Consider the following 20,384-nt stretch of genomic DNA (forward strand, 5'->3'; position numbering starts at 1 on the left):
ACTCCTTTCCAATCAATTAATTAGCATGGGAACTATTATAGTTCTCTTAAGAACTATTGTCAAGTTTTGGCTCTGCTATTTTCCAAAAAAATGCAACTATGTTATAATAATAGAAAATACTTACACAGGGGAATCTTATGGAGAAACAAACTATTGCAGTCCTAGGACCAGGATCTTGGGGAACTGCGCTTGCACAGGTTCTCAACGATAACGGACATTCTGTTCGTATCTGGGGAAATATTCCAGAGCAAATCGATGAAATCAACGAGCAGCACACCAACACGCGCTACTTCAAGGACATTGTCTTAGACGAAAATATCAAAGGTTACAAGGATTTGGCGGAAACTCTAGATGGAGTTGACGCTGTTCTCTTTGTTGTTCCAACCAAGGTGACCCGCCTGGTTGCCAAACAAGTTGCTCAAGCCCTTAAACACAAAGTGGTTGTCATGCACGCTTCTAAAGGTCTAGAGCCTGATAGTCACAAGCGCTTGTCAGAGGTCTTGGAGGAAGAAATTCCTGCAGATCTCCGTTCAGAAATCGTTGTGGTTTCTGGACCAAGCCATGCAGAAGAAACCATTGTCCGTGACTTGACCTTGATTTCTGCCGCTTCTAAAGACTTGGCAACAGCCGGCTATGTGCAGAACCTCTTCAGCAACCACTACTTCCGTCTCTACACTAACAATGATGTCATCGGTGTAGAAACAGCTGGTGCTCTGAAAAACATTATCGCCGTAGGGGCGGGTGCTCTTCACGGTCTCGGTTACGGTGACAATGCCAAGGCTGCTATTATTGCCCGCGGTTTGACCGAAATCACCCGTCTCGGTGTGAAAATGGGAGCCAACCCTCTGACTTACAGTGGACTTTCTGGTGTGGGGGACCTGATTGTAACAGGAACTTCTGTCCATTCGCGTAACTGGCGGGCTGGTGATTTGCTTGGTAAAGGTGAAAAACTGGAAGATATCGAAGCCAATATGGGCATGGTTATCGAAGGGATTTCTACTACCAAGGCAGCCTACGAATTAGCACAAGAATTGGGCGTTTATATGCCAATCACTCAAGCCATCTACAGCGTCATTTACCAAGGAGCTAGCATCCAGGACGCTATCAAAGATATCATGTCCGGCGAATTCCGCCATGAAAATGAATGGTCTTAATAAAATAGTTATTATACAAATATAAGGAGATTGTACCATGACAAAAAAAGTTAGAAAAGCCGTTATCCCTGCAGCAGGTTTGGGAACACGTTTCCTTCCAGCAACTAAGGCCCTTGCCAAAGAGATGTTGCCAATCGTTGACAAGCCAACCCTCCAGTTCATCTTTGAAGAAGCCCTTCGTTCTGGTATCGAGGATATCCTCGTTGTTACCAATAAGGCCAAGCGTTCTATTGAAGATCATTTTGACTCAAACTTTGAATTGGAGTACAACCTAAAAGAAAAAGGCAAAAATGACCTTTTAAAATTAGTCGACGAAGCAACAGCTATCCGTCTTCATTTTATCCGCCAAAGCTATCCAAAAGGTTTGGGAGACGCCGTATTACAAGCCAAGGCTTTCGTTGGCAATGAACCTTTCGTTGTCATGCTGGGCGATGACCTCATGGACATCACAGATACAAAAGCTGTTCCATTGACCAAGCAACTCATGGACGACTATGAAAAAACACATGCTTCAACCATCGCTGTTATGCCAGTTCCACATGAAGAAGTTTCTGCATACGGTGTTATCGCTCCACAAGGTGAAGGTGTCAACGGTCTCTATAGTGTGGAAACCTTTGTGGAAAAACCAAAACCAGAAGATGCTCCTTCTGACCTTGCTATTATCGGACGCTACTTACTCACTCCTGAAATCTTTGAGATTTTAGAAAACCAAGAACCAGGTGCGGGTAATGAGATTCAATTGACCGATGCCATCGATACCCTCAACAAGACCCAGCGTGTTTTTGCCCGTGAATTCACAGGTAAGCGCTATGATGTCGGAGATAAGTTCGGTTTCATGAAAACTTCTATCGACTACGCCCTCCAACACCCTCAAGTAAAAGATGATTTGAAACAATACTTGATCGATCTTGGTAAAAAATTAGATACAAAGAAAAACTAGCAATCGCTAGTTTTTTTACTTATATCACATAAAATATACCTAGTAGCAAGGCGATTAAACCCAAATAGCCAATAAAACTGAAAAAAATCTGTTTTCCTGTAAAGAGATCCTTTTCAACAAGAGGTGGAAGGAACATCACGACCAAGCAGCCTCCAACAGCTCCTCCAACATGCCCAGCCATGCTAATGGTTGGATTAAAAAGTCCCAAGACCAAGTTCAATCCCAAAAGGACCATGTAGCGTTGACCAAGAACCTGCAGATAGGGACTACGACTGAATTTCCTCAATAGTGCCATGGCAGCAAAAAGACCAAAGAGCGAGGTCGATGCACCTGCACCAACTACATCTGGTGTAAAGAAGAGAACAAAAAGGTTGCCCATGATCCCAGACAAGAGATAAAGGAGAAAGAAGCGCCGTGCTCCAAACAGTCCTTCTAATTGATAACCCAAACCAAGCAAGGTAATGCTGTTAAAGATAAAATGTTCCCAACCAATGTGGACAAAGATAGGGGACACCAACCGCCACAACTGAGTCGGATCATACCGCACAACTTGACCATACATGCCACCAAATTCAAAAATTGTATAGGCTGCCGTCGTCTGCCCAAATCGAAATACTTGTATCAAAAGAAAAACAAGAGCCGTGACTGCCAACAAGGCATTGGTCACAGGATAGCGCTTATCAAAAAAGTTCTTCAAAAATCAACAACTCCTTTACTGGAATATCAAATACATCTGGTTCGAAATCATAGACTTGAAAGTCTGCCAAGGTCGATACCGTCTCCCCCTGATAATCTGCTAGGTAGCGATCATAAAAACCACCTCCATATCCCACTCGAAAACCCGCTTGATTCCAAGCTAAACCAGGAACATGGATCAACTTAACCACAGACTTATCCACAGGTTGTGAATAAGTCCCAGGTTCCCAAACCCCAAACTTGGATTTCACCAAATCATCAGGATCATATTCTACAAAATCCATGCGTCCTTGTGAATAGGTCTTAGGAATGAAAATGAATTTTCCATCCTTTTGAGCCTGCTCAATTAGGTAAGAAGTATCAAACTCATGGGGCATGGAAAGGTAGGTCCCAAGCGACTTTGCGCCCTTATAGGACGCAGAGGCTAGAAGCCTTTCTGTTAGCTGCTGGCTCCATCTTGCTCGCTGACTACTTGTCAAGCCTTTCAAGCTCTGCAAGGCTTCTCGTCGAATACTGACTTTATCCACATAAACTCCTTTCTTTCAGAAAAAGACTGGAAAAACCAGTCTATCTTGCTTTCATTTTCAAAAAATCGCTCAACTTTTCCACAGCAAAGGGAAGAACTTCCTCCTTGGGACTAAGGCGAGGATTGTGGAGCGGATAAGGCGTATCCACACCCAGCCAGAACATAACACCCGGCACCTTGTTGAGCAGGTAGCCGAAGTCCTCACCCGTCATGGCAGGTGGGCAGTCAATCATCTCCACACCATCAACCTGTTCAAAATATGTCATCAGTTCATCAGCCAGCTGGGGATTGTTCTCCACAGGCAGATAACCGCTAGGATTAAGCTCGATGTCCAAGTCTACTCCAAAGGACAGGGTAATCCCTTCTGCCACTTCTCGCACCCGCTTTTGCACCAAGAGACTCATGCTCTGAGTCAAGGCCCGAATGGTCCCGTGCAAAAAGGCCGTTTCCGCAATGACATTATTGGTCGTACCCGCGTGCATGGAGCCGAAGGTCACCACAGCCCCCTCAATCGGGTCAACATTTCGACTGACCACCGACTGAACCTGGGTCACAAAGTAGCTTGCTGCCACCAAGGCGTCATTGGCAGTATGGGGAAATGCTGCGTGCCCACCCTTTCCTGTAAACCGTATCTTGACTTCACAGGTCCCGGCAAAGAGGGTCGCACGGTTGGTGGCCATTTGACCGACTTTGAGGTCTGGTCGGACATGGAGCCCATAAAATTCATCTGGCAACCAATCCCCAAAAGCTCCCGCTTCATACATGAGCATGCCACCTGCTAGATTTTCCTCCGCAGGCTGAAACAAGAAGAGAAGATTATTTTTCGGTTGCTGCTCTGCCATTTTCTCCAAAAGCCCCAAGGCAATGGTCATGTGGAAATCATGTCCGCAGGCGTGCATCCTGTCTGGGTGGAGGGACTTGAAGTCCAGGCCCGTCTCCTCCACGATCGGAAGACCGTCAATATCTGCCCGCCAACCAATCGTTTTCTCTGGAGCAGAGCCCGTCAGATAGACCAATATCCCTGTCTTCCAAGTACGGACTTGAGCAAAAGTACAATCTTGAAGTAAACCTTCAATAGTTTCCATAAGAAAGGCGTGGGTCTTGAACTCCTCCATGCCCAGCTCTGGAATCTGGTGGAGGGACCGGCGTGTCGCGATTAAATCTAGCATAGCTACCTCTTAGAGTGTCCGCAAAGCCTCTTCCAAGGCTGTTTTTTGTTGGGTTTGAGCGTCGATTTCCTTGATGATGCGAGCTGGCACACCTGCCACCACAACATTTTCAGGAACATCTTGGGTCACAATAGCACCTGCGGCCACAACAGAACCGCTACCGATTTGCACGCCCTCGATAACAACAGCATTGGCACCGACCAAAACGTTGTCGCCGACACGAACTGGCTCGGCAGAAGCTGGCTCGATGACACCTGCAAGGACTGCACCTGCACCGATGTGGCTGTTTTTACCAACCGTCGCACGACCGCCCAAAATCGCACCCATGTCAATCATGGTACCTGGACCGATTTCCGCACCAATGTTGATGACCGCACCCATCATGATAACGGCATTATCACCGATGGTCACTTGGTCACGAATAATAGCACCTGGCTCGATACGGGCATTGATATTACGCTTGTCCAGCAAAGGCACAGCCGAATTGCGGCCGTCTTGCTCCACCACATAATCCACATTCTCAGTCAAGTTTGCTAAGAGTGGCTCAACATCCTTCCAGTCACCGAAGAGGACATTGCCAAGCTTTGTCACCTCAGCAGGAACAGGCCCAACCAATTCACCTTCAAAGGTCACTTTAACAGTTGTCTTCTTCACAGCATTGCCGATAAAAGCAATGATTTCTTGTGCAGTCATTTTTTGTGCAGTCATAATGTTTCCAATCTAAAAATAATATTTTTTCTATTATATCAAAATTTTCAGAAAATTTGGGAAGAAATGCAAAAAAATGAAAAAGAGGCTAAGTTAGCCTCCTAAAGTTATTGTGGTAAATCGAATTTTACAATAGCTGGTTTTATGTCTGTACTAAACTGGAAGCCTGGTTCAACCTCTAACTCAGCAGTCCCTTCCTCATTAACTGCAAAAGCAGTCGTAGCTCCCTCAATACTTCGACCAGGTGCGATTGTTTCGAGAATGGTACCAACTGGATAACTTTCTGTCACTTTGTTGTTGATATATAGGTCCATATCTTCACCGACAACGTAATCTTCATCAGTCAAGTTTGTCACATTATAAGTTACCAAAAGTACTTTATTAGCTACAATATCGCTTACTGTATTCCGTTCGTCAGTCCATGCAATATTCGTAATTGTAATTTCCGCTACATCTTTAAAGACAATGGTATCTCCCACCTTATAGCTTGTATCGGATGCTTGTTCAGAGCTTGACTGTGCAACACTACTAGAGGTATCGGTAGTTTCTTTTTTACTTGGTTCTGTAGTTGAACATGCAGCAAGGGTTAGCACCGATAAAGCAGTTAGTGCTAGGAATGTAATTTTTTTCATATAATCCTCCAAAAAATTTTACAATTCCATTATATATATCGGTTGTCAAGTAGAAAAGTAAAAAAATTAGAAGTTTTACCTCCTAATTTTTAATCATTATCTAATCTTCAATTTCTTTTCTTGGATTGACAGCTCCAACGATATAATCTTGAACTAAACCTGTGGCATCCAGTACAATCCCATGTAAAACTCCGCCGTAAACAGCTCCACCGTCAATCCCCATTTTCCCATCTGAACTGGTCCAGATTTGGCTAATGCGGAGTTTTGTTTGATAAAGGTTATAAACAGGAGTATGCCCAAAGACAATCATCTTCCCTGTGGTATTTTCGGCCTCATGGAAAGGGGTGCGTAACCAAACCTTATCATGATTATTGGTTTCACGCCAATCTGGTAAGGTCAAATCAACCCCTGCATGGACGAAGATATAGTGCTCAGTCTCTATATGATAGGGGCAAGATTTGACAAAATCAATCAGGTCCTCATATTGTTCCATCACTGCATTGGCATCCACCAGACCATCTACCGGTGCATCCAAGGGACGCCCCAGTAGGGAATTGATGGTCGTATCTCCACCATTTCTCCGATAGTGGTCGTAGCGATCAACTGGATCGCGTAACCAAGCTAGAAACATCCGTTCATGATTACCAGTTAAACAGATAGCACCTTTTTCACGGACCAACTGTCGCACCAACTCAAGGCAGGCCTTTGAATTTTCTCCACGATCAATCAAATCGCCTAGAAAAATCAGTTGTTGCCGCTCTTCATTCCATTTCTTTAAAATATCGAGTAGGAGTTCAAATTTACCATGAACATCTCCTACTACAAAAAATTCTTTTTTCATAGAGTCTATTCTACCACATTTCCAAAGGAAAGAAAAACTGGGAGTGTGATAGAACTCAAGACATAGAAAAGAGTTCGTTCTCACACCCCCGCACAGCTCAAAAGGTTCAGTGAACCTTTTGAGGTTGGAAATGAAGCGAACTCTGTTCGCAACAGTCGTTAGGCCAGATTGGGAGTATGAAACACGAACTCTGATAGGCGGGATTGAAGTTTGATTTTCTTACAAACGTGCGTTCAATTCTGCACCGAGTTCTTCAAATCCTGGCTTGCCAAGAAGAGCGAACATATTTTTCTTGTAGGCTTCTACACCTGGTTGGTCAAATGGGTTGATCGCATTGAGGTAACCAGAGATAGCAATCGCCAACTCGAAGAAGTAGAAGGTGTAACCAAGTGTGAACTCATCTTGTTGTGGAAGGGTCACAAACATGTTTGGTACACCACCGTCTGTGTGGGCAAGAAGTACGCCGTCCGTTGCCTTTTTGTTTACAAAGTCAACGTCTTTTCCTTGCAAGTAGCCAAGACCGTCAAGGTCTTCTGCCATTTCAGGAATCAAGATATTTTTTCTTGGTTTGTCAACACGAACCACTGTCTCAAAGATGTTGCGGTTTCCTTCTTGGATGAATTGTCCAAGAGAGTGCAAGTCTGTTGAGAAGTTAGCAGATGTTGGGTTGATACCTTTTTGATCTTTACCTTCTGACTCACCTGCCAATTGTTTCCACCACTCACTGAAGTATTGCAGTGATGGCTCATAGTTAGCCAAAATTTCTGTTACATAACCTTTTCTGTAAAGGATGTTGCGAACAGCTGCATATTGGTATGCTTGGTTTTCAGCAATTTTATCTGATGTGTAGGTCTTGCGAGCAGCATTTGCACCTTCCATAAGGGCATCAATGTCTGCACCAGCTGCTGCGATTGGCAAAAGACCAACTGCAGTCAAGACTGAGAAACGGCCACCAACATCATCTGGAACAACAAAGGTTTCCCAACCATTTGCGTCCGCTTCAACCTTAACAGCACCTTTTGCCTTGTCAGTTGTTGCATAGATACGCTTGTTAGCTTCTTCTTGACCGTATTTCTTCACAAGCAATTCTTTGAAGACACGGAAGGCAATAGCAGGCTCAGTTGTTGTACCTGATTTAGAAATCACGTTAACTGAGAAATCCTTATCTGCCACATAGTCCACCAAGTCAGCAAGGTAGCTTGATGAGATAGAGTTTCCAGCGTAAAGGATTTGTGGAGCTTTGCGCTCTTCACGTGTTTGCAAGTTTACAAAGGCATTGCTCAAGAAATCAATAGCTGCCTTAGCACCGAGGTAAGAACCACCGATACCGATAACTACCAAAACTTCACTTTCCTTTTGGATTTTAGCTGCAGCTTCCTTGATACGAGCAAATTCTTCTTTGTCGTAGTTTTCTGGCAAATCCAACCAGCCGATAAAGTCGTTACCAGGACCAGTTCCTTGACGGAGCATTTGGTCAGCTAGGGTCACTTGTGGTTGCATGTATTCTACTTCTTGAGCTCCAACGAATTGGCCCAAGACTTTTGAATAGTCAAATGTAATATGTGTCATGTCATTCCTCCATTTATGTACCATAATATGATAACGCTTTATCATGTTTTTTTCAAGGGATTTATCAATTTTCATTTATTTTCATGAAACAGAGTTCGCTCGAATGTTATTTTCTGAAAATTGTTTGTAAGCCGCACTTGTATAATAGTCTTCTAAATACTCGCCTGACTGGGTAACACTGATAAAGCTAGGACATACCTTACACAGTAGATAAAGAGGCAGAAGGGTTGGATACCAAATGATCATGACTTCAAAAATAAACTTACCATTATTTCCACGTTGAATGTAGCGCTGCCTGTACTCCGGTTTCAGACGAGGATGCGGAATGTAGATATGGAACGGGACAGCTCCACGGACAAGCATTACCAATAACATTCTCAGTAGGAAATTCATTGCAACAAGGACAGTCTTACCCTCCTCATGCAAGGCATAGGCTTTGTCTACATAGATATTTTTATAATCCTTGTCTTTAATAGGCCGAGGAGTAGATTTCCGTTCTTCCTTGGTCAAATGGCTGACGCTCCTATTATCGTACTTAATGTCAGACAGCTCTAAATCCACTACATTGGCGTGTTTCTTAGCGAGGGTAGTCTTACCCATACCTGGAAAAGCAAATAAAAACATAGTCCTTCCTCCTTATTCCCCAGTAGAATAGCAGAGCTAACAAAAAGTTTTCTTAAGTGGAAATCTATTTTACTCTTTTTTTCCTATCAATCAATAGAAAATTTCAAAAATCAGTCCCTAGACGGAGTCAAAAATACCTACAAAGGCTGTCTCCTATTTCTAAACGCTCCCTTATTCCAAAGGGTTTTTAGACTGTACGCAAAAAGAGCACACACCCGACTTCGCTTAGGGCTGCTGGATTCCTCCCCTGACCCGCTTCACGCACGAATGTTGCTCCGTTTATTATTATAACACAAATCGATGAAAGTGCAAGTTTGGAGTAGAAACTAGCTATCCGAAGTGGCTTCCTCTTGCGCCTTCAAAGCTTCTTTCTCAGCTTTTTGCTTTTCTCTTCTCTGTCTAAAAAAATCTTGCATAATCTGAGCGCAAGCCTCTTCCAAAATCCCCGTTTCAACCTCCACACGGTGATTGAGCCGCTGGTCTGTCAAAATATCATAGAGACTGCCCGCCGCTCCAAATTTTTGGTTGGCAGCCCCATAGACCACCTGGGGAATACGGGCCAAGCCGATAGCACCACTACACATGACACAGGGTTCTATTGTGACAAAGAGGGTCGTATCCAGCAGTCGCCAATTCCCTTCCACTCGATTGGCTTCTTGGATGGCCATGACTTCGGCATGCATGATGGCTTGATTGAGTTCCTCACGCGCATTATGCCCACGGCCAATAATCTGTCCATCCTTAACAATGACACAGCCGATAGGAATTTCATCTTTTGCCAGCGATTTTTCAGCCTCGACCAAGGCCTCTTTCATAAAATATTCTTTTTCTTCTAAGGTATAGTTCATAGAATTATTATAACAGAAAACAGCCCCGAAAGGCTGTCTCTACACTGTTTATTACAATTCACCAACCAATTTCACAACATTTTCTACTGTGAAGCCATAGTTGTCAATAACTGTTTGGGCTGGAGCTGATGCACCAAATGCGTCGATACCGAGAACTTTACCGTCAAGGCCGACATACTTGTACCAGCCTTGAGTCGCACCCATTTCAATCGCCAAACGACGACGGATAGCATTCGGAAGGATTTCTTCCTTATAAGTTGCATCTTGGGCATCAAATAGCTCAGTTGATGGTACAGAAACCACACGCACTTTTGTACCAGCAGCTTCTAGTTCTTTAGCAGCTTTGACAGCCAAGTTAACCTCTGAACCAGATGCAAGAAGGATGGTGTCAAAACCTGCTGCTTCGTAAACCACATAGGCACCTTTGGCAACCTTGTTAAAGTCGGTTCCTTCTTCAACTGTCAAGTTTTGACGAGTAAGAACAAGAGCTGATGGTGTAGACTTGCTGGTCAATGACAAGTACCAAGCCGCCTGTGTTTCACGCGCATCTGCTGGACGGAAGACATTGAGGTTTGGCATAGCACGAAGTCCTGCCAAGTGTTCGATTGGCTCGTGAGTTGGACCATCTTCACCAACTGCGATAGAGTCGTGTGTGAAGACGTAAGTAACAGGAAGACCTTGAAGGGCTGACAAACGAACCGCTGCTTTGACATAGTCTGAGAAGACGAAGAAGGTACCACCGTAAACACGAAGTCCGCCGTGGGCTGCCATACCATTCAAGATAGTTCCCATGGCAAATTCACGAACACCAAACTGGATGTTGCGGTTGAGTGGATTTACTGAATCTTGCAGACCATCTTCCTTGATATAGGTCATGTTAGAGTGAGCCAAGTCAGCTGAACCACCGAGGAAGGTTGGCAAGACCTTAGCCGCTGCGTTGAGGGCATCTTGTGATGAGTTACGAGTTGCTTGTGAGAAGCCATTTTCGTAAACTGGGAAGTCTTCTGGCTTGATTTCAACTACGTCACGACCTTCCAAGATAGCTGTTACTTCAGCTGCTAATTCTGGATGAGCTACTTTGTAGTCTTCAACTAATTTCACCCAAGCATCGTAGGCTGCTGCACCGCGATCAGCTACATTAGCTTTGAAGTCCGCATAGACTTCAGCTGGAATTTCAAATGGACCATAGTTCCAATCAAGCGCCTTACGAGTTGCTTCTGTTTCTTCTGCACCAAGTGGAGCACCGTGAACGGCATTTGTACCTTGTTTGTTTGGTGAACCATGACCGATAACAGTCTTGATTTCGATAAGAGATGGCTTACCAGCTGCTTTTGCCTTTTCAATAGCAGCAAAGATGGCATCTACATCCGTACCGTCTGTTACCAAATCTGTGTGCCAGCCGTAGGCGTTGTAGCGAGCACGTACATCTTCTGTGAAGGAGTCTTTTGTTTCCCCGTCCAAGTTGATGTCGTTTGAATCGTAAAGAACGATTAGTTTTTCTAATTTTTGAAGACCTGCATAAGAAGCCGCTTCTGCAGAAACACCTTCCATCAAATCGCCATCGCCACAGATGACATAAGTATAGTGGTCGAAGATTGGGAAGCCGTCGCGGTTGTACTTGGCTGCAAGGAAACGCTCTGCTTGTGCAAAACCTGTCGCAGTTGAGATACCTTGTCCAAGAGGACCAGTTGTCGCGTCAACACCTGCTGTATGACCAAATTCTGGGTGACCTGGTGTTTTTGAACCCCACTGACGGAAGTTCTTGATTTCGTCCATGCTCACATCTTCAAAGCCTGAAAGGTGGAGCAGTCCGTAAAGCAACATAGAACCGTGTCCTGCTGACAAAATAAAGCGGTCGCGGTTGATCCAGTTTGGTTGAGCTGGGTTGATACGGAGCTCTTTAGTAAAGAGGCTGTAAGCCATTGGAGCTGCACCCATAACAACACCTGGGTGACCTGATTTTGATTTTTCGATGGCATCAATACCAAGGAAACGAATCGCATTGACTGAAAGATTTGACATGTTTTTCTCCTTTTTTAAAGTCATGAATTTATTATACCATAAAGCGTTTTCTATGTCTGTTTGAAATGAAGCGAGAAATAAATTGTCCGTAGAAAAGAGGCAGAACTTTCGTCCCGCCCTTGGAGTGAACAGTAGTAATTCGCACATTTCATACTTTATCAGAGTTTATAGTACCTCTCCTCGTCTCTATGGAGCAAGAGAGTTCTAAATCTTATAACAAAGCCTTAAATTGAATATTTGAGTCTTCTAAGAAGCAATCATCAAAGCCACGTGGGTGGTGATATTCAATACGGTCCTTGTCCATCGGATAAGTATACTTGCCACCAACTTCCCAGATGAATGGATGGAAATCATATTGCAAGCGTTCTTTGCGCATTTTCCAGAGCTGCAAGATTTCATCTGTTGATGCCATGAAGTTAGACCAGATGTCATAGTGAACAGGGATGATTACCTTAGCACGCAAGTTTTCTGCCATACGGAGAAGGTCGATTGATGTCATCTTGTCTTGGATACCGATTGGGTTGTCACCGTAGTTGTTGATAGCAACGTCGATGTTGAAGTCGCGACCGTGTTTTGCAAAGTAGTTTGAGAAGTGGGAGTCTGCACCGTGGTAGATAGTTCCGCCAGGTGTTTCAAAGACATAGTTGACTGCCTTGCGAGCCATGAGTTCATCTGTCACAGGAAGTCCTGCTAGTTTACCACCATTTTCGTCATAACCTTCGATGGGAAGTGTCACCAAGCAAGTACGGTCGAAGGATTCTACAGCGTGAACCTTGATGTCTTTGAATTCAAAGCTGTCACCTGGTGCGATACGGATGATGCGGTCTGCTGGAACACCCCATTTTTCCCAGATGTCGCCACTTTCAACTGGTCCTACAAATTTGACATGGTCCAACTTTGGATTGTTGATGATGGCAGCAGCTGTGCTGATGTCCATGTGGTCACTGTGGACGTGCGATACAAGGTAGTAGTCCAATTCATTGATAGCGAATGGATCGATAACCATTGGTTGTACACGCAAGTTTGGTTGCAATTTGCGCACACCTGCCATGTTAGCCATCTGGTGTCCCCAAACCATATCTTTCACTTTTTTAGTGGATTTTCCACGTGATGACCAGAGGTCCATGACAACGTTCGCACCACCTGGTGTTTTAATCCAGACACCGCAGTTCCCAAGCCACCACATAGCAAAGTTGCCTTCTGGCACTACTTCTTCTTCAATTTCTTCATTGAGCCAAGTTCCCCATTCTGGGAAGGTTGAAAGAATCCATGATTCTCTTGTAATATCTTGAACTTTAGCCATTTTTCATTCCTCCTATAAGGCTGATTGTGTTTCTATGCTTCTAGTATATGCGCAAAAGGTCACAAAAAAAAGACCAAATAAAACACAGGCTTGTGTTCACATTTGGACTTTTGCACGCAGATGGCTAATACAAATCTGTTTCCAAATCGGAACTAGCTAAGCTTGCCAATAATTCATTGGCAATCAGATTTTGCAAACGCTGTTTCAATTCCAGGGCTTCCTGGCCATTTTCAACATATGACGCTAGAAGTTTGTCCAATTCTATGGCAAAACCTTTTTGACTGTCTGTCAGATTGCGGTATTTGGCAAAATGAATCAAACGCAAGACATCATCAAAATCCAGAATAGGATGGACTTGTATCACAGGCAAATCCGTATCCGTCACTTCATTGGTCGAAATCAAGAAGTCCACCTCCAACAGGTCTTCCACGCTCTTAAATTGCTCTGTTGTAAAGACGGCAGAGATGGTTTTTTCAGGTAGGTGGTGCTGGCATTGTTTCATCAACAATTTCTGCACAGAAACTCCCTCATCACAGATAAGAAAGACAGTCGGACTGGTCAGCTTTCGACTACTGCTTCGACGAAGGGCTCCACCTAAATGCACCGTCAGATATGCAATATCCTCATCTGTCAACTGGATTTGCCAGGCCTCTTCCAAGATATGTCCCGCCGTTTTCGTCACCCGAAACAGCGTATCGTACTTGTAGCGAATCTGTTCTGCCAAGGGATTACGCGATAAAATCCCGTAGGTTTTGCGAAATAGCAGAGCTTTACAGTGAGCCAAGAGATGATGAGAAAGTTCCTCCTTATTCTCAAGCTCAAAGGAAGAATGAATCTCGAAATAACGAATAAATTTATCAACTACTTTTTTAAGTTCTACAAAATCCTGACTGGTCACATGGGCATCGCGGTCCTTCCGATAAGACAAGAGCAAGACCGCTATCAAAGAAACCTCAATATCATCTAGCTCAATATCAAAAGCAGTTTCTAAGGCTTGTTGAAAATGATGAGCGACCGTATACTCAATCCGCTCATAGACCAAGGTAAATTCGCGGGCAATTGCCTCCTTATCCTCAGCCGTCAAGTCCATATTGCGATAGCTGAGCAAGATATAAGGCAAGATTTTCAACATAAACTCGATTTCAGATCGATTAATCTTTTTCCCCAGTTCCCGCTCAATGACCGATACTTGTTTGGTCAAAAATTGAGAAAGTTGGTCCGAGAAGAACTCCTGACAACCTGAAAAATCACCGACCTTGCCTTCTAATACCTGTATAAAACCTTCATTGGCCTCGGCGTAGAGATTATAGAGCAAGGAGTGCATATACTGAATCTTATTGAGAGGGTGGCAGTCCAAATCATAGCCATGTACCTTGGATACATACAGGGTCATCTGGTATTGTTCCTGAGCTAGCTTGCCCCTGATTTCATTCAAGTCATTCAGGACGGTATTGCGGGAAACCTCTGTCAACTCCATTAGTTTTTCAATGGTCACTCGCTCTTGTGCAATGCAGATATAGATCAGCATCAACTGCATCCGCTCAGTCATATTGAGAATATAGCTATAGGAATCCAGACCTTCCAAGAGAACCTGACAGGCTTCTTTCTGCTCTGGCGTTAGCAGCAGACCAATCCGAGGCTGACTTTCAATCATATCTAGATGAGCCGGCAAGGAAGCATTGATTTTCTCGAGATGATAGTAAATCTTACGCCGTGATTGTCCCAATTCGCGTGATATCTCCATTACCGTCGCTGGCTCCTGCAAGCGAATGAGGTAGTGTAACAAATCACAGCTACTCTTATCTAATAACATCTGGTCCTCCTTTTCATGTCACCGTTTCCATTGTATCATGTTCTGAGTACTATTACCAGTTATCTTATCGTACGAAGTTCTCTACAGCATTCAATAGACGCTTTTTATAATTTCCACTCTTGTAATCAAATCCCCATGCATATTGTCAATTCGTAAGGCCACATTTTTCAGATAGACACAGGCACCAATGGCAATGGTTTTTTCTTCTTCTTTCAGCTTACGAGTCACAAAATCACGCAAGGTTTCTGTTCCTTCGCTAGGGATTTTTACCCGGGCAATAATATTGGCAACCTTGACCTTTTGACTGGCCCGCATGATGATATTATTAGAATCATCAAACTGAGTAAAGAGGTATTTTCGTACCGCAAATAAGATAGCAACCGACACAATACCAATCAGGTAATCCATACTGGAACCATGTTCCACAATCAATTGGCGAGCAATAGCAACCAAGAGTACCTCAATCACCGTGCTGGGCGATTGTTTGCAGAGCATTTTGATAAACTCGACCCCGACTGCCAGGGTCATGGCCTTGCTCAAAAAACTCTGGATAAAGGTGTCATCTTGAATGCCACCCGTCAAGGACCCCAGTAAATCCGCCAACAACAAGCCTGATAGAGCTAAGAGGGCTAGTCCTAAAATAGCAGATAAAATCAATTCCAGATAGTAGGCAATCTCTGTCAGACTGTCTTGTAAAAATTTTCTCATCGTTCTCCTCATCAAAAGAGAAAAAGCAGTTCTCCTTTTTGGGGAGTCTGCTACTTTTCCCTACTTTTTTTTCACACAAGAACTTAATGTTCATCACCTTTTTGTCCGTAGTAGGCATTTGGACCGTGCTTACGGAGATAGTGCTTGTCCATGATGTAGCTTGGTGCTGGTTCCACCCGTGGATTGATTTGTTCAGTATAGCGGTTCATCCGAGCAACTTCTTCAAGTACAACACTATGGTAAACCGCCTGAGCAGGATCCTTGCCCCAAGTAAATGGCCCGTGGTTGCGGACAACAATACCCGGAACAGCAACTGGGTCAATGCCACGACGCTCAAATTCCTCAATGATGACTGAGCCTGTTTCTTTTTCATAGGCAGAATTCACTTCCTCAGCCGTCAAAGAACGGGCACATGGTACCGGACCGTAGAAATAGTCTGCGTGCGTTGTTCCATAAAATGGAATGTCGCGACCAGCCTGAGCCCAGCCCACTGCTTCTGTCGAATGCGTATGGACAACCGCATGTACGTTTGGCCAAGCCTTGTAGAGGGCAACGTGGGTCGCCAAATCAGACGAAGGATTCAGGTCTCCTTCCACTACATTTCCGTCTAAGTCCGTAACGACCATGTTTTCTGGTGACAATTTTTCATAATCCACACCAGAAGGCTTGATAACAATGCGACCAAGTTCACGGCAGACTTCTGATACATTTCCCCAGGTGAATTTGACAAGTCCATGAGCAGGTAGGGCGATATTGGCTTCATAAACCCGTTGGCGCATTTCCTGTAAATCTTTTGGCATTAGTTCAACCCCGCTTTCTCAATCAATGGATAGAGGAAATCTTGTGCTTCCTTGATAGCAGCTCGTGTTTCCTCAACCGTTTCGCAGTTTTCAGACCACATCTCAATCAAGAATGGACCTTGGTAATTGGTCTTTTTCAATACTGCAAACATATTGTCCCAATCCACACCGCCCTGACCAAATGGGACATCACGGAATTGACCTTTAGAAGTTTCCGTTACCGCATAGGTATCTTTCAGGTGAAGGGCGGCAATAGATCGGTGACCCAAGTAAAATTCGCTGTAAATGTCATTGTGCCAAGCAGAGACATTGCCCGTATCTGGATAAACAAAGAGATAAGGCGAATCGATTTCTTTCTCAACAGCTAGGTATTTTTCAATGGAGTTGATAAATGGATCATCCATAATCTCAATAGCCAACATGACCTGAGCTTGTTCAGCCCAGTCGCAGGCCTTACGGAGATTTTTTATAAAACGCTCTCTGGTTTCAGGTGATTTTTCCTCATAGTAGACGTCATAGCCAGCCAACTGGATGACCCGAACGCCCAAATCCTGAGCCAGTTCGATACACTGTTTCATGGTTTCTAGGGACTTAGCTTCAAGAGCAGGGTCATTGGAACCTAGCGGGTAGCGACGGTGACCAGAGAAGCAAATGGTCGGAATACGGACACCTGTTTCATAGATGGCCTTGACCAGCTCCAAACGCTCTTCCTTGGTCCACTCCAAACGAGCCAAACGTGCATCGCTCTCATCCACCGACATTTCCACAAAGTCGAAACCTAATTCTTTGGCAAACTCCAAACGCTCCTTCCATGTGAAATGCTTGGGCGTTGCCTTTTCATATATTCCGATTAGTCGTGCCATGGGCCTTACCCCCAGATACGACGGATTTCGTCTTTAAATTCACGTGCTGCAGCTGCTGGGTCTGCTGCTTCTGTGATACCGCGACCTGCGATAAAGGTGAAAACATCTACACCCTCGAAGAGTTTAAGGGTATCAACGTCCAAACCACCTGTTACAGAAACACGGAAGCCCATGTCAACCAATTTTTTCACTTTATTGAGGTCTTTTTCGCCCCAAGTTTCGCCAGCAAGAAGGGCGTCACGAGATTGGTGATAAATCGCTTGGGAAATACCTGCGTCCAACCAAAGCTGAGCCTGTTCATAAGTCCAGTCACCATAGAGTTCGATTTGGATTTCACCCTTGTCGCCACGAACTTCCTTGATAGCCTTCAAAGCCGCTTCCATAGTTGGAATAGTTGCTGAACAGATACAAGTCATCCAGTCCGCACCACGAATAGCATTGTTTTTAGCCACAGTACCACCCGCATCCGCACACTTGGTATCTGCAACGATAATTTTGTCTGGGAAAAGGCTACGTAGCACTTCTACCAATTCGCTACCAACTTGAAGCAAACAAACGGTACCTGCCTCGATAACATCCACTTCATGACCAACAGACACAGCAGCCTTAATCGCTCCTTGCAAATCTGAATGATCCAATGCAACCTGTAGATTTGGGATATGTTTTGTCATAATACTATTACCAAGAAGGAATAGAAGACTGAACAGTCTAGTGTCTCCAGACTGTCAGACCTTGCTACTCTACTTCAATTCCTTTCATTTTTGTCTATGTCAATTTCTTGTCGTCAGATTAGCTTTCCAAGTCTAAGCCTTCTAAGTATGGGCTATTTTTAGACTCTTCAACCATTGCCAAAACCTCTTCTGGTGTCTGACAAGCTACCAGACGCTCAATGGAATTTTCCAATTCAAAGAGGGCAATAATCTGTGGAATAGCTACTGATGTGTGAATCTTTGGATCTGTCGCAGCCAAGGTCAACAGAACGGAAACTTCCTTACCGTCTGAAAAGGCTACTGGCTTTGTCAAAGTTATCAAAGCAAAAGAATCCTTCAAGACACCGACACCAGCTTGAGCATGAGGCATAGCCATGCCTGGCATGAGCACATAGTAGGGACCATATTCTTCCGTCGAAGCGATGATGGCATCGTAGTATTCTTCTGTTGCAGCACCGCTGTCAATCAGCGGTTCAACAGCCTTGTGAACAGCCTCCTGCCAGGTTTCCGCCGTCAATCCCAAGCGAATGGAATTATTTTCCGTAAATGATTTTTGTAAATTCATATTGTCTTCCTCTCTATGTGAAAGGGGATGAGAAGAAATCCCGTCCCCTATTCATTACAATACTTGACTTAGTTTTGTCTTAATTTCATTGTCGTCCATGAGGTTGTCAAGACCAACCAAGTGACCTTTCGTGCGACCTTCCAATTCAGCAATCAAGTGATTTGAAGCAACTACGATATCATATCCCGCCGCTAAACCTTTTGCTTCACCTACTGAGCAAGAAGCAGATTGGAAATCTGTTACACCAAGTTGACGAAGGGCGTTTTCTACCTTCATCTTGATGACCATAGATGAACCCATGCCGTTTCCACAGGCTGTTAAAACTTTAACCATCTTATTTTCTCCTTGTTTTTTATAAAATATATTTTGTTGTTTTTCTTAATGAACCAAGTAATAAAAGATAAACTGGATGACGATGCTAGTCCGCTTGTGCCTCACCGCGATAGTAAGCTTCCTTATCTTTTGCTTTTGCAAATTGAAGTTGCGGAATAGCCAATAAGAATAAGCAAACAAGAACATAACCAGCAACACCGAGGTATTTAAAGGCATAACCGAATGGCAACCATGGGATTTCGAAGTCGATGTTTCCGTGGTAACCACCGCTCAATTCAAGCAAACCAACGCAGACTGCACCAAGAGCAACTTGAAGGACACCTGAGATGAAGGAAAGGATGGCTGCTGCTTTCCAACCACCACGTTTGTCAGCGTACACTGCGATAGCTGCGTTATCGAAGAATACAGGTACGAAACCAGTGATGATAAGGATTGGACTCTTGAAAACAATCAAGAGAACGATTGTAATCAACTGACCGATTAAACCAAAGGCAAAACCTGAAAGAACTGCGTTAGATGAACCAAAGCCGTAAGAAGCTGCAACGTCCACCGCTGGGAATGAACCTGGAAGCAATTTGCTTGAGATACCTTGGAAGGCATTTGTCAATTCTGCCACGAACATGCGGACACCTTGCATCAAAATGAAAAGATATACTGAGAAGGTGAAGGCTGTTTGAATCACATACATAAAGAATGCTTGTTTAGCTGGGTTGTATGGAGTGCCAGAAGTGATCACTTCTGGGTTTGCCATGATTTCTGGACCCAAGATGAACAAAATCACACCGAAGAACACAAGCATCAATGTCGCTGAAGCAACAACTGTATCGTGGAAGATGTTGAGGAAGCTAGGTAGCTTCAAGTTATCCAAGTTTTCTTCTTTTTTACCAAGTTTTGGTGCAATCTTATCGACAAACCAGATAGCGAATTGTTGTTGGTGACCGATGGCAAATCCACCGCCACCTGTCAATCGTTGCGTTGCTTCAACTGTCATATTTGAGCTGACTGCCCAGTAAATACCACAGATGATACCAATCGCTGCTGTACCAAATTGATTGCGAAGAGCCGGGATAAGGAAGAGCACCATCAATGAGACTGTTGCCGCTTGTTGTACCATAATGTGTCCAGTGATGAACAGAGTACGTACTTTGGTAACCTTACGAAGTGCCACCAAGAGGATATTGACACCGAAACCAATCAAGAGGGCTGTTGTAGCTGCTGATACAAAATCAGGAAACTCTTCAGCGATTTTACCGTTTGCCGCTGCAAGACCGAAGTAAGGGTCAATAACTGCCGCGTCAATCTGGAACTTGTGGTTCAAGGCCGCCAAAATCGGACGGAAAGTCGTTACCAAACCACCAGCTGCTACGTTCAAAATCATATAGCCGACTGTCGCTTTGATAAACCCTGCAAAAACATCATGAGGCTTTTTCTTTAAGAGGGCATAGCCCACCAATACCAAAAGACCTACAAAGAAGGCTGGATTCTGCAGGATATTCTGTGAGAACCAGTTTAATGGGGTTTGAAGGAAATCCATTTTTCATTCTCCTTTTTTGAAATGAT

Annotated in this window: 21 protein-coding genes and 1 other RNA gene; 2 read left to right on the top strand and 20 right to left on the bottom strand. The window is 44.2% G+C overall.

Features of this window, described 5'->3' with window-relative positions; genetic code table 11:
• Positions 1–137 precede the first annotated feature (137 nt).
• Both P7J58_RS01080 and galU read left to right on the top strand, forming a co-directional pair.
• Complete coding sequence (locus P7J58_RS01080; RefSeq protein WP_408555454.1) at positions 138–1,154, top strand: NAD(P)H-dependent glycerol-3-phosphate dehydrogenase; 1,017 nt, start codon at positions 138–140, stop codon at positions 1,152–1,154.
• Positions 1,155–1,191: 37 nt separating this feature from the next.
• Entirely contained in the window at positions 1,192–2,094 is a 903-nt protein-coding gene (galU, locus tag P7J58_RS01085) for a UTP--glucose-1-phosphate uridylyltransferase GalU (protein WP_029179479.1), read from the top strand.
• 19 nt (positions 2,095–2,113) lie between these two features.
• Here the strand turns inward: galU and P7J58_RS01090 are convergent, their stop codons facing one another.
• The 20 genes from P7J58_RS01090 to P7J58_RS01185 form a co-directional block, all read right to left on the bottom strand.
• Positions 2,114–2,791, bottom strand: coding sequence for a rhomboid family intramembrane serine protease (locus P7J58_RS01090; protein ID WP_029179480.1), 678 nt, complete (start codon positions 2,789–2,791; stop codon positions 2,114–2,116).
• Positions 2,775–3,317, bottom strand: a complete 543-nt coding sequence (locus P7J58_RS01095) for a 5-formyltetrahydrofolate cyclo-ligase (RefSeq protein WP_029179481.1) — start codon at positions 3,315–3,317, stop codon at positions 2,775–2,777. Before P7J58_RS01095 ends, P7J58_RS01090 begins: the two co-directional genes overlap by 17 nt.
• Before the next feature lie 40 nt (positions 3,318–3,357).
• Positions 3,358–4,485 carry an N-acetyldiaminopimelate deacetylase gene (locus P7J58_RS01100; protein ID WP_029188861.1) on the bottom strand — a complete coding sequence of 376 codons (1,128 nt, stop codon included), beginning with the start codon at positions 4,483–4,485 and terminating at the stop codon, positions 3,358–3,360.
• Positions 4,486–4,494: 9 nt separating this feature from the next.
• Complete coding sequence (gene dapD / locus P7J58_RS01105; protein WP_029188860.1) at positions 4,495–5,193, bottom strand: 2,3,4,5-tetrahydropyridine-2,6-dicarboxylate N-acetyltransferase; 699 nt, start codon at positions 5,191–5,193, stop codon at positions 4,495–4,497.
• Positions 5,194–5,300: 107 nt separating this feature from the next.
• Positions 5,301–5,825 carry a hypothetical protein gene (locus tag P7J58_RS01110; protein WP_029188859.1) on the bottom strand — a complete coding sequence of 175 codons (525 nt, stop codon included), beginning with the start codon at positions 5,823–5,825 and terminating at the stop codon, positions 5,301–5,303.
• A 100-nt stretch (positions 5,826–5,925) separates the two neighbouring features.
• Positions 5,926–6,666 carry a metallophosphoesterase family protein gene (locus tag P7J58_RS01115; RefSeq protein ID WP_408555452.1) on the bottom strand — a complete coding sequence of 247 codons (741 nt, stop codon included), beginning with the start codon at positions 6,664–6,666 and terminating at the stop codon, positions 5,926–5,928.
• Between the two features lie 219 nt (positions 6,667–6,885).
• Positions 6,886–8,235 carry a glucose-6-phosphate isomerase gene (locus P7J58_RS01120; RefSeq protein WP_408555450.1) on the bottom strand — a complete coding sequence of 450 codons (1,350 nt, stop codon included), beginning with the start codon at positions 8,233–8,235 and terminating at the stop codon, positions 6,886–6,888.
• 81 nt (positions 8,236–8,316) lie between these two features.
• On the bottom strand, positions 8,317–8,859 hold the full coding sequence (locus P7J58_RS01125; protein ID WP_408555448.1) for a hypothetical protein: 543 nt from the start codon (positions 8,857–8,859) through the stop codon (positions 8,317–8,319).
• A 194-nt stretch (positions 8,860–9,053) separates the two neighbouring features.
• Positions 9,054–9,143, bottom strand: an RNA gene (ffs, locus tag P7J58_RS01130) — signal recognition particle sRNA small type.
• A 42-nt stretch (positions 9,144–9,185) separates the two neighbouring features.
• Positions 9,186–9,707 carry a tRNA adenosine(34) deaminase TadA gene (gene tadA / locus P7J58_RS01135; protein ID WP_408555446.1) on the bottom strand — a complete coding sequence of 174 codons (522 nt, stop codon included), beginning with the start codon at positions 9,705–9,707 and terminating at the stop codon, positions 9,186–9,188.
• A 51-nt stretch (positions 9,708–9,758) separates the two neighbouring features.
• The gene (gene tkt / locus P7J58_RS01140) at positions 9,759–11,729 is read right to left on the bottom strand and encodes a transketolase (RefSeq protein ID WP_408555445.1); all 1,971 of its coding nucleotides are present in this window, start codon (positions 11,727–11,729) and stop codon (positions 9,759–9,761) included.
• A 211-nt stretch (positions 11,730–11,940) separates the two neighbouring features.
• Positions 11,941–13,032 (bottom strand): L-ascorbate 6-phosphate lactonase, encoded by a 1,092-nt coding sequence (gene ulaG / locus P7J58_RS01145; RefSeq protein ID WP_002938500.1) that lies wholly within the window; start codon positions 13,030–13,032, stop codon positions 11,941–11,943.
• 124 nt (positions 13,033–13,156) lie between these two features.
• Positions 13,157–14,845, bottom strand: coding sequence for a BglG family transcription antiterminator (locus P7J58_RS01150; RefSeq protein WP_408555443.1), 1,689 nt, complete (start codon positions 14,843–14,845; stop codon positions 13,157–13,159).
• A gap of 90 nt (positions 14,846–14,935) precedes the next feature.
• Entirely contained in the window at positions 14,936–15,553 is a 618-nt protein-coding gene (locus P7J58_RS01155; RefSeq protein ID WP_408555441.1) for a phosphate-starvation-inducible PsiE family protein, read from the bottom strand.
• Between the two features lie 83 nt (positions 15,554–15,636).
• The gene (locus P7J58_RS01160; RefSeq protein ID WP_002939883.1) at positions 15,637–16,353 is read right to left on the bottom strand and encodes an L-ribulose-5-phosphate 4-epimerase; all 717 of its coding nucleotides are present in this window, start codon (positions 16,351–16,353) and stop codon (positions 15,637–15,639) included.
• Positions 16,353–17,216: an L-ribulose-5-phosphate 3-epimerase gene (locus P7J58_RS01165; protein WP_408555440.1), complete on the bottom strand. Its 864-nt coding sequence runs from the start codon at positions 17,214–17,216 to the stop codon at positions 16,353–16,355. The genes P7J58_RS01160 and P7J58_RS01165 overlap by 1 nt, the downstream gene beginning before the upstream one ends.
• 5 nt (positions 17,217–17,221) lie before the next feature.
• Positions 17,222–17,887: a 3-keto-L-gulonate-6-phosphate decarboxylase UlaD gene (locus P7J58_RS01170; protein ID WP_408555439.1), complete on the bottom strand. Its 666-nt coding sequence runs from the start codon at positions 17,885–17,887 to the stop codon at positions 17,222–17,224.
• Between the two features lie 118 nt (positions 17,888–18,005).
• Positions 18,006–18,491, bottom strand: a complete 486-nt coding sequence (locus P7J58_RS01175) for a PTS sugar transporter subunit IIA (RefSeq protein ID WP_408555438.1) — start codon at positions 18,489–18,491, stop codon at positions 18,006–18,008.
• A gap of 54 nt (positions 18,492–18,545) precedes the next feature.
• Positions 18,546–18,824 carry a PTS sugar transporter subunit IIB gene (locus P7J58_RS01180; RefSeq protein WP_002939872.1) on the bottom strand — a complete coding sequence of 93 codons (279 nt, stop codon included), beginning with the start codon at positions 18,822–18,824 and terminating at the stop codon, positions 18,546–18,548.
• Between the two features lie 85 nt (positions 18,825–18,909).
• The gene (locus P7J58_RS01185) at positions 18,910–20,358 is read right to left on the bottom strand and encodes a PTS sugar transporter subunit IIC (RefSeq protein ID WP_408555437.1); all 1,449 of its coding nucleotides are present in this window, start codon (positions 20,356–20,358) and stop codon (positions 18,910–18,912) included.
• Between the last annotated feature and the right edge of the window lie 26 nt (positions 20,359–20,384).

It is taken from the genome of Streptococcus suis, from assembly GCF_046032535.1.
Lineage (GTDB): Bacteria > Bacillota > Bacilli > Lactobacillales > Streptococcaceae > Streptococcus > Streptococcus suis_AK.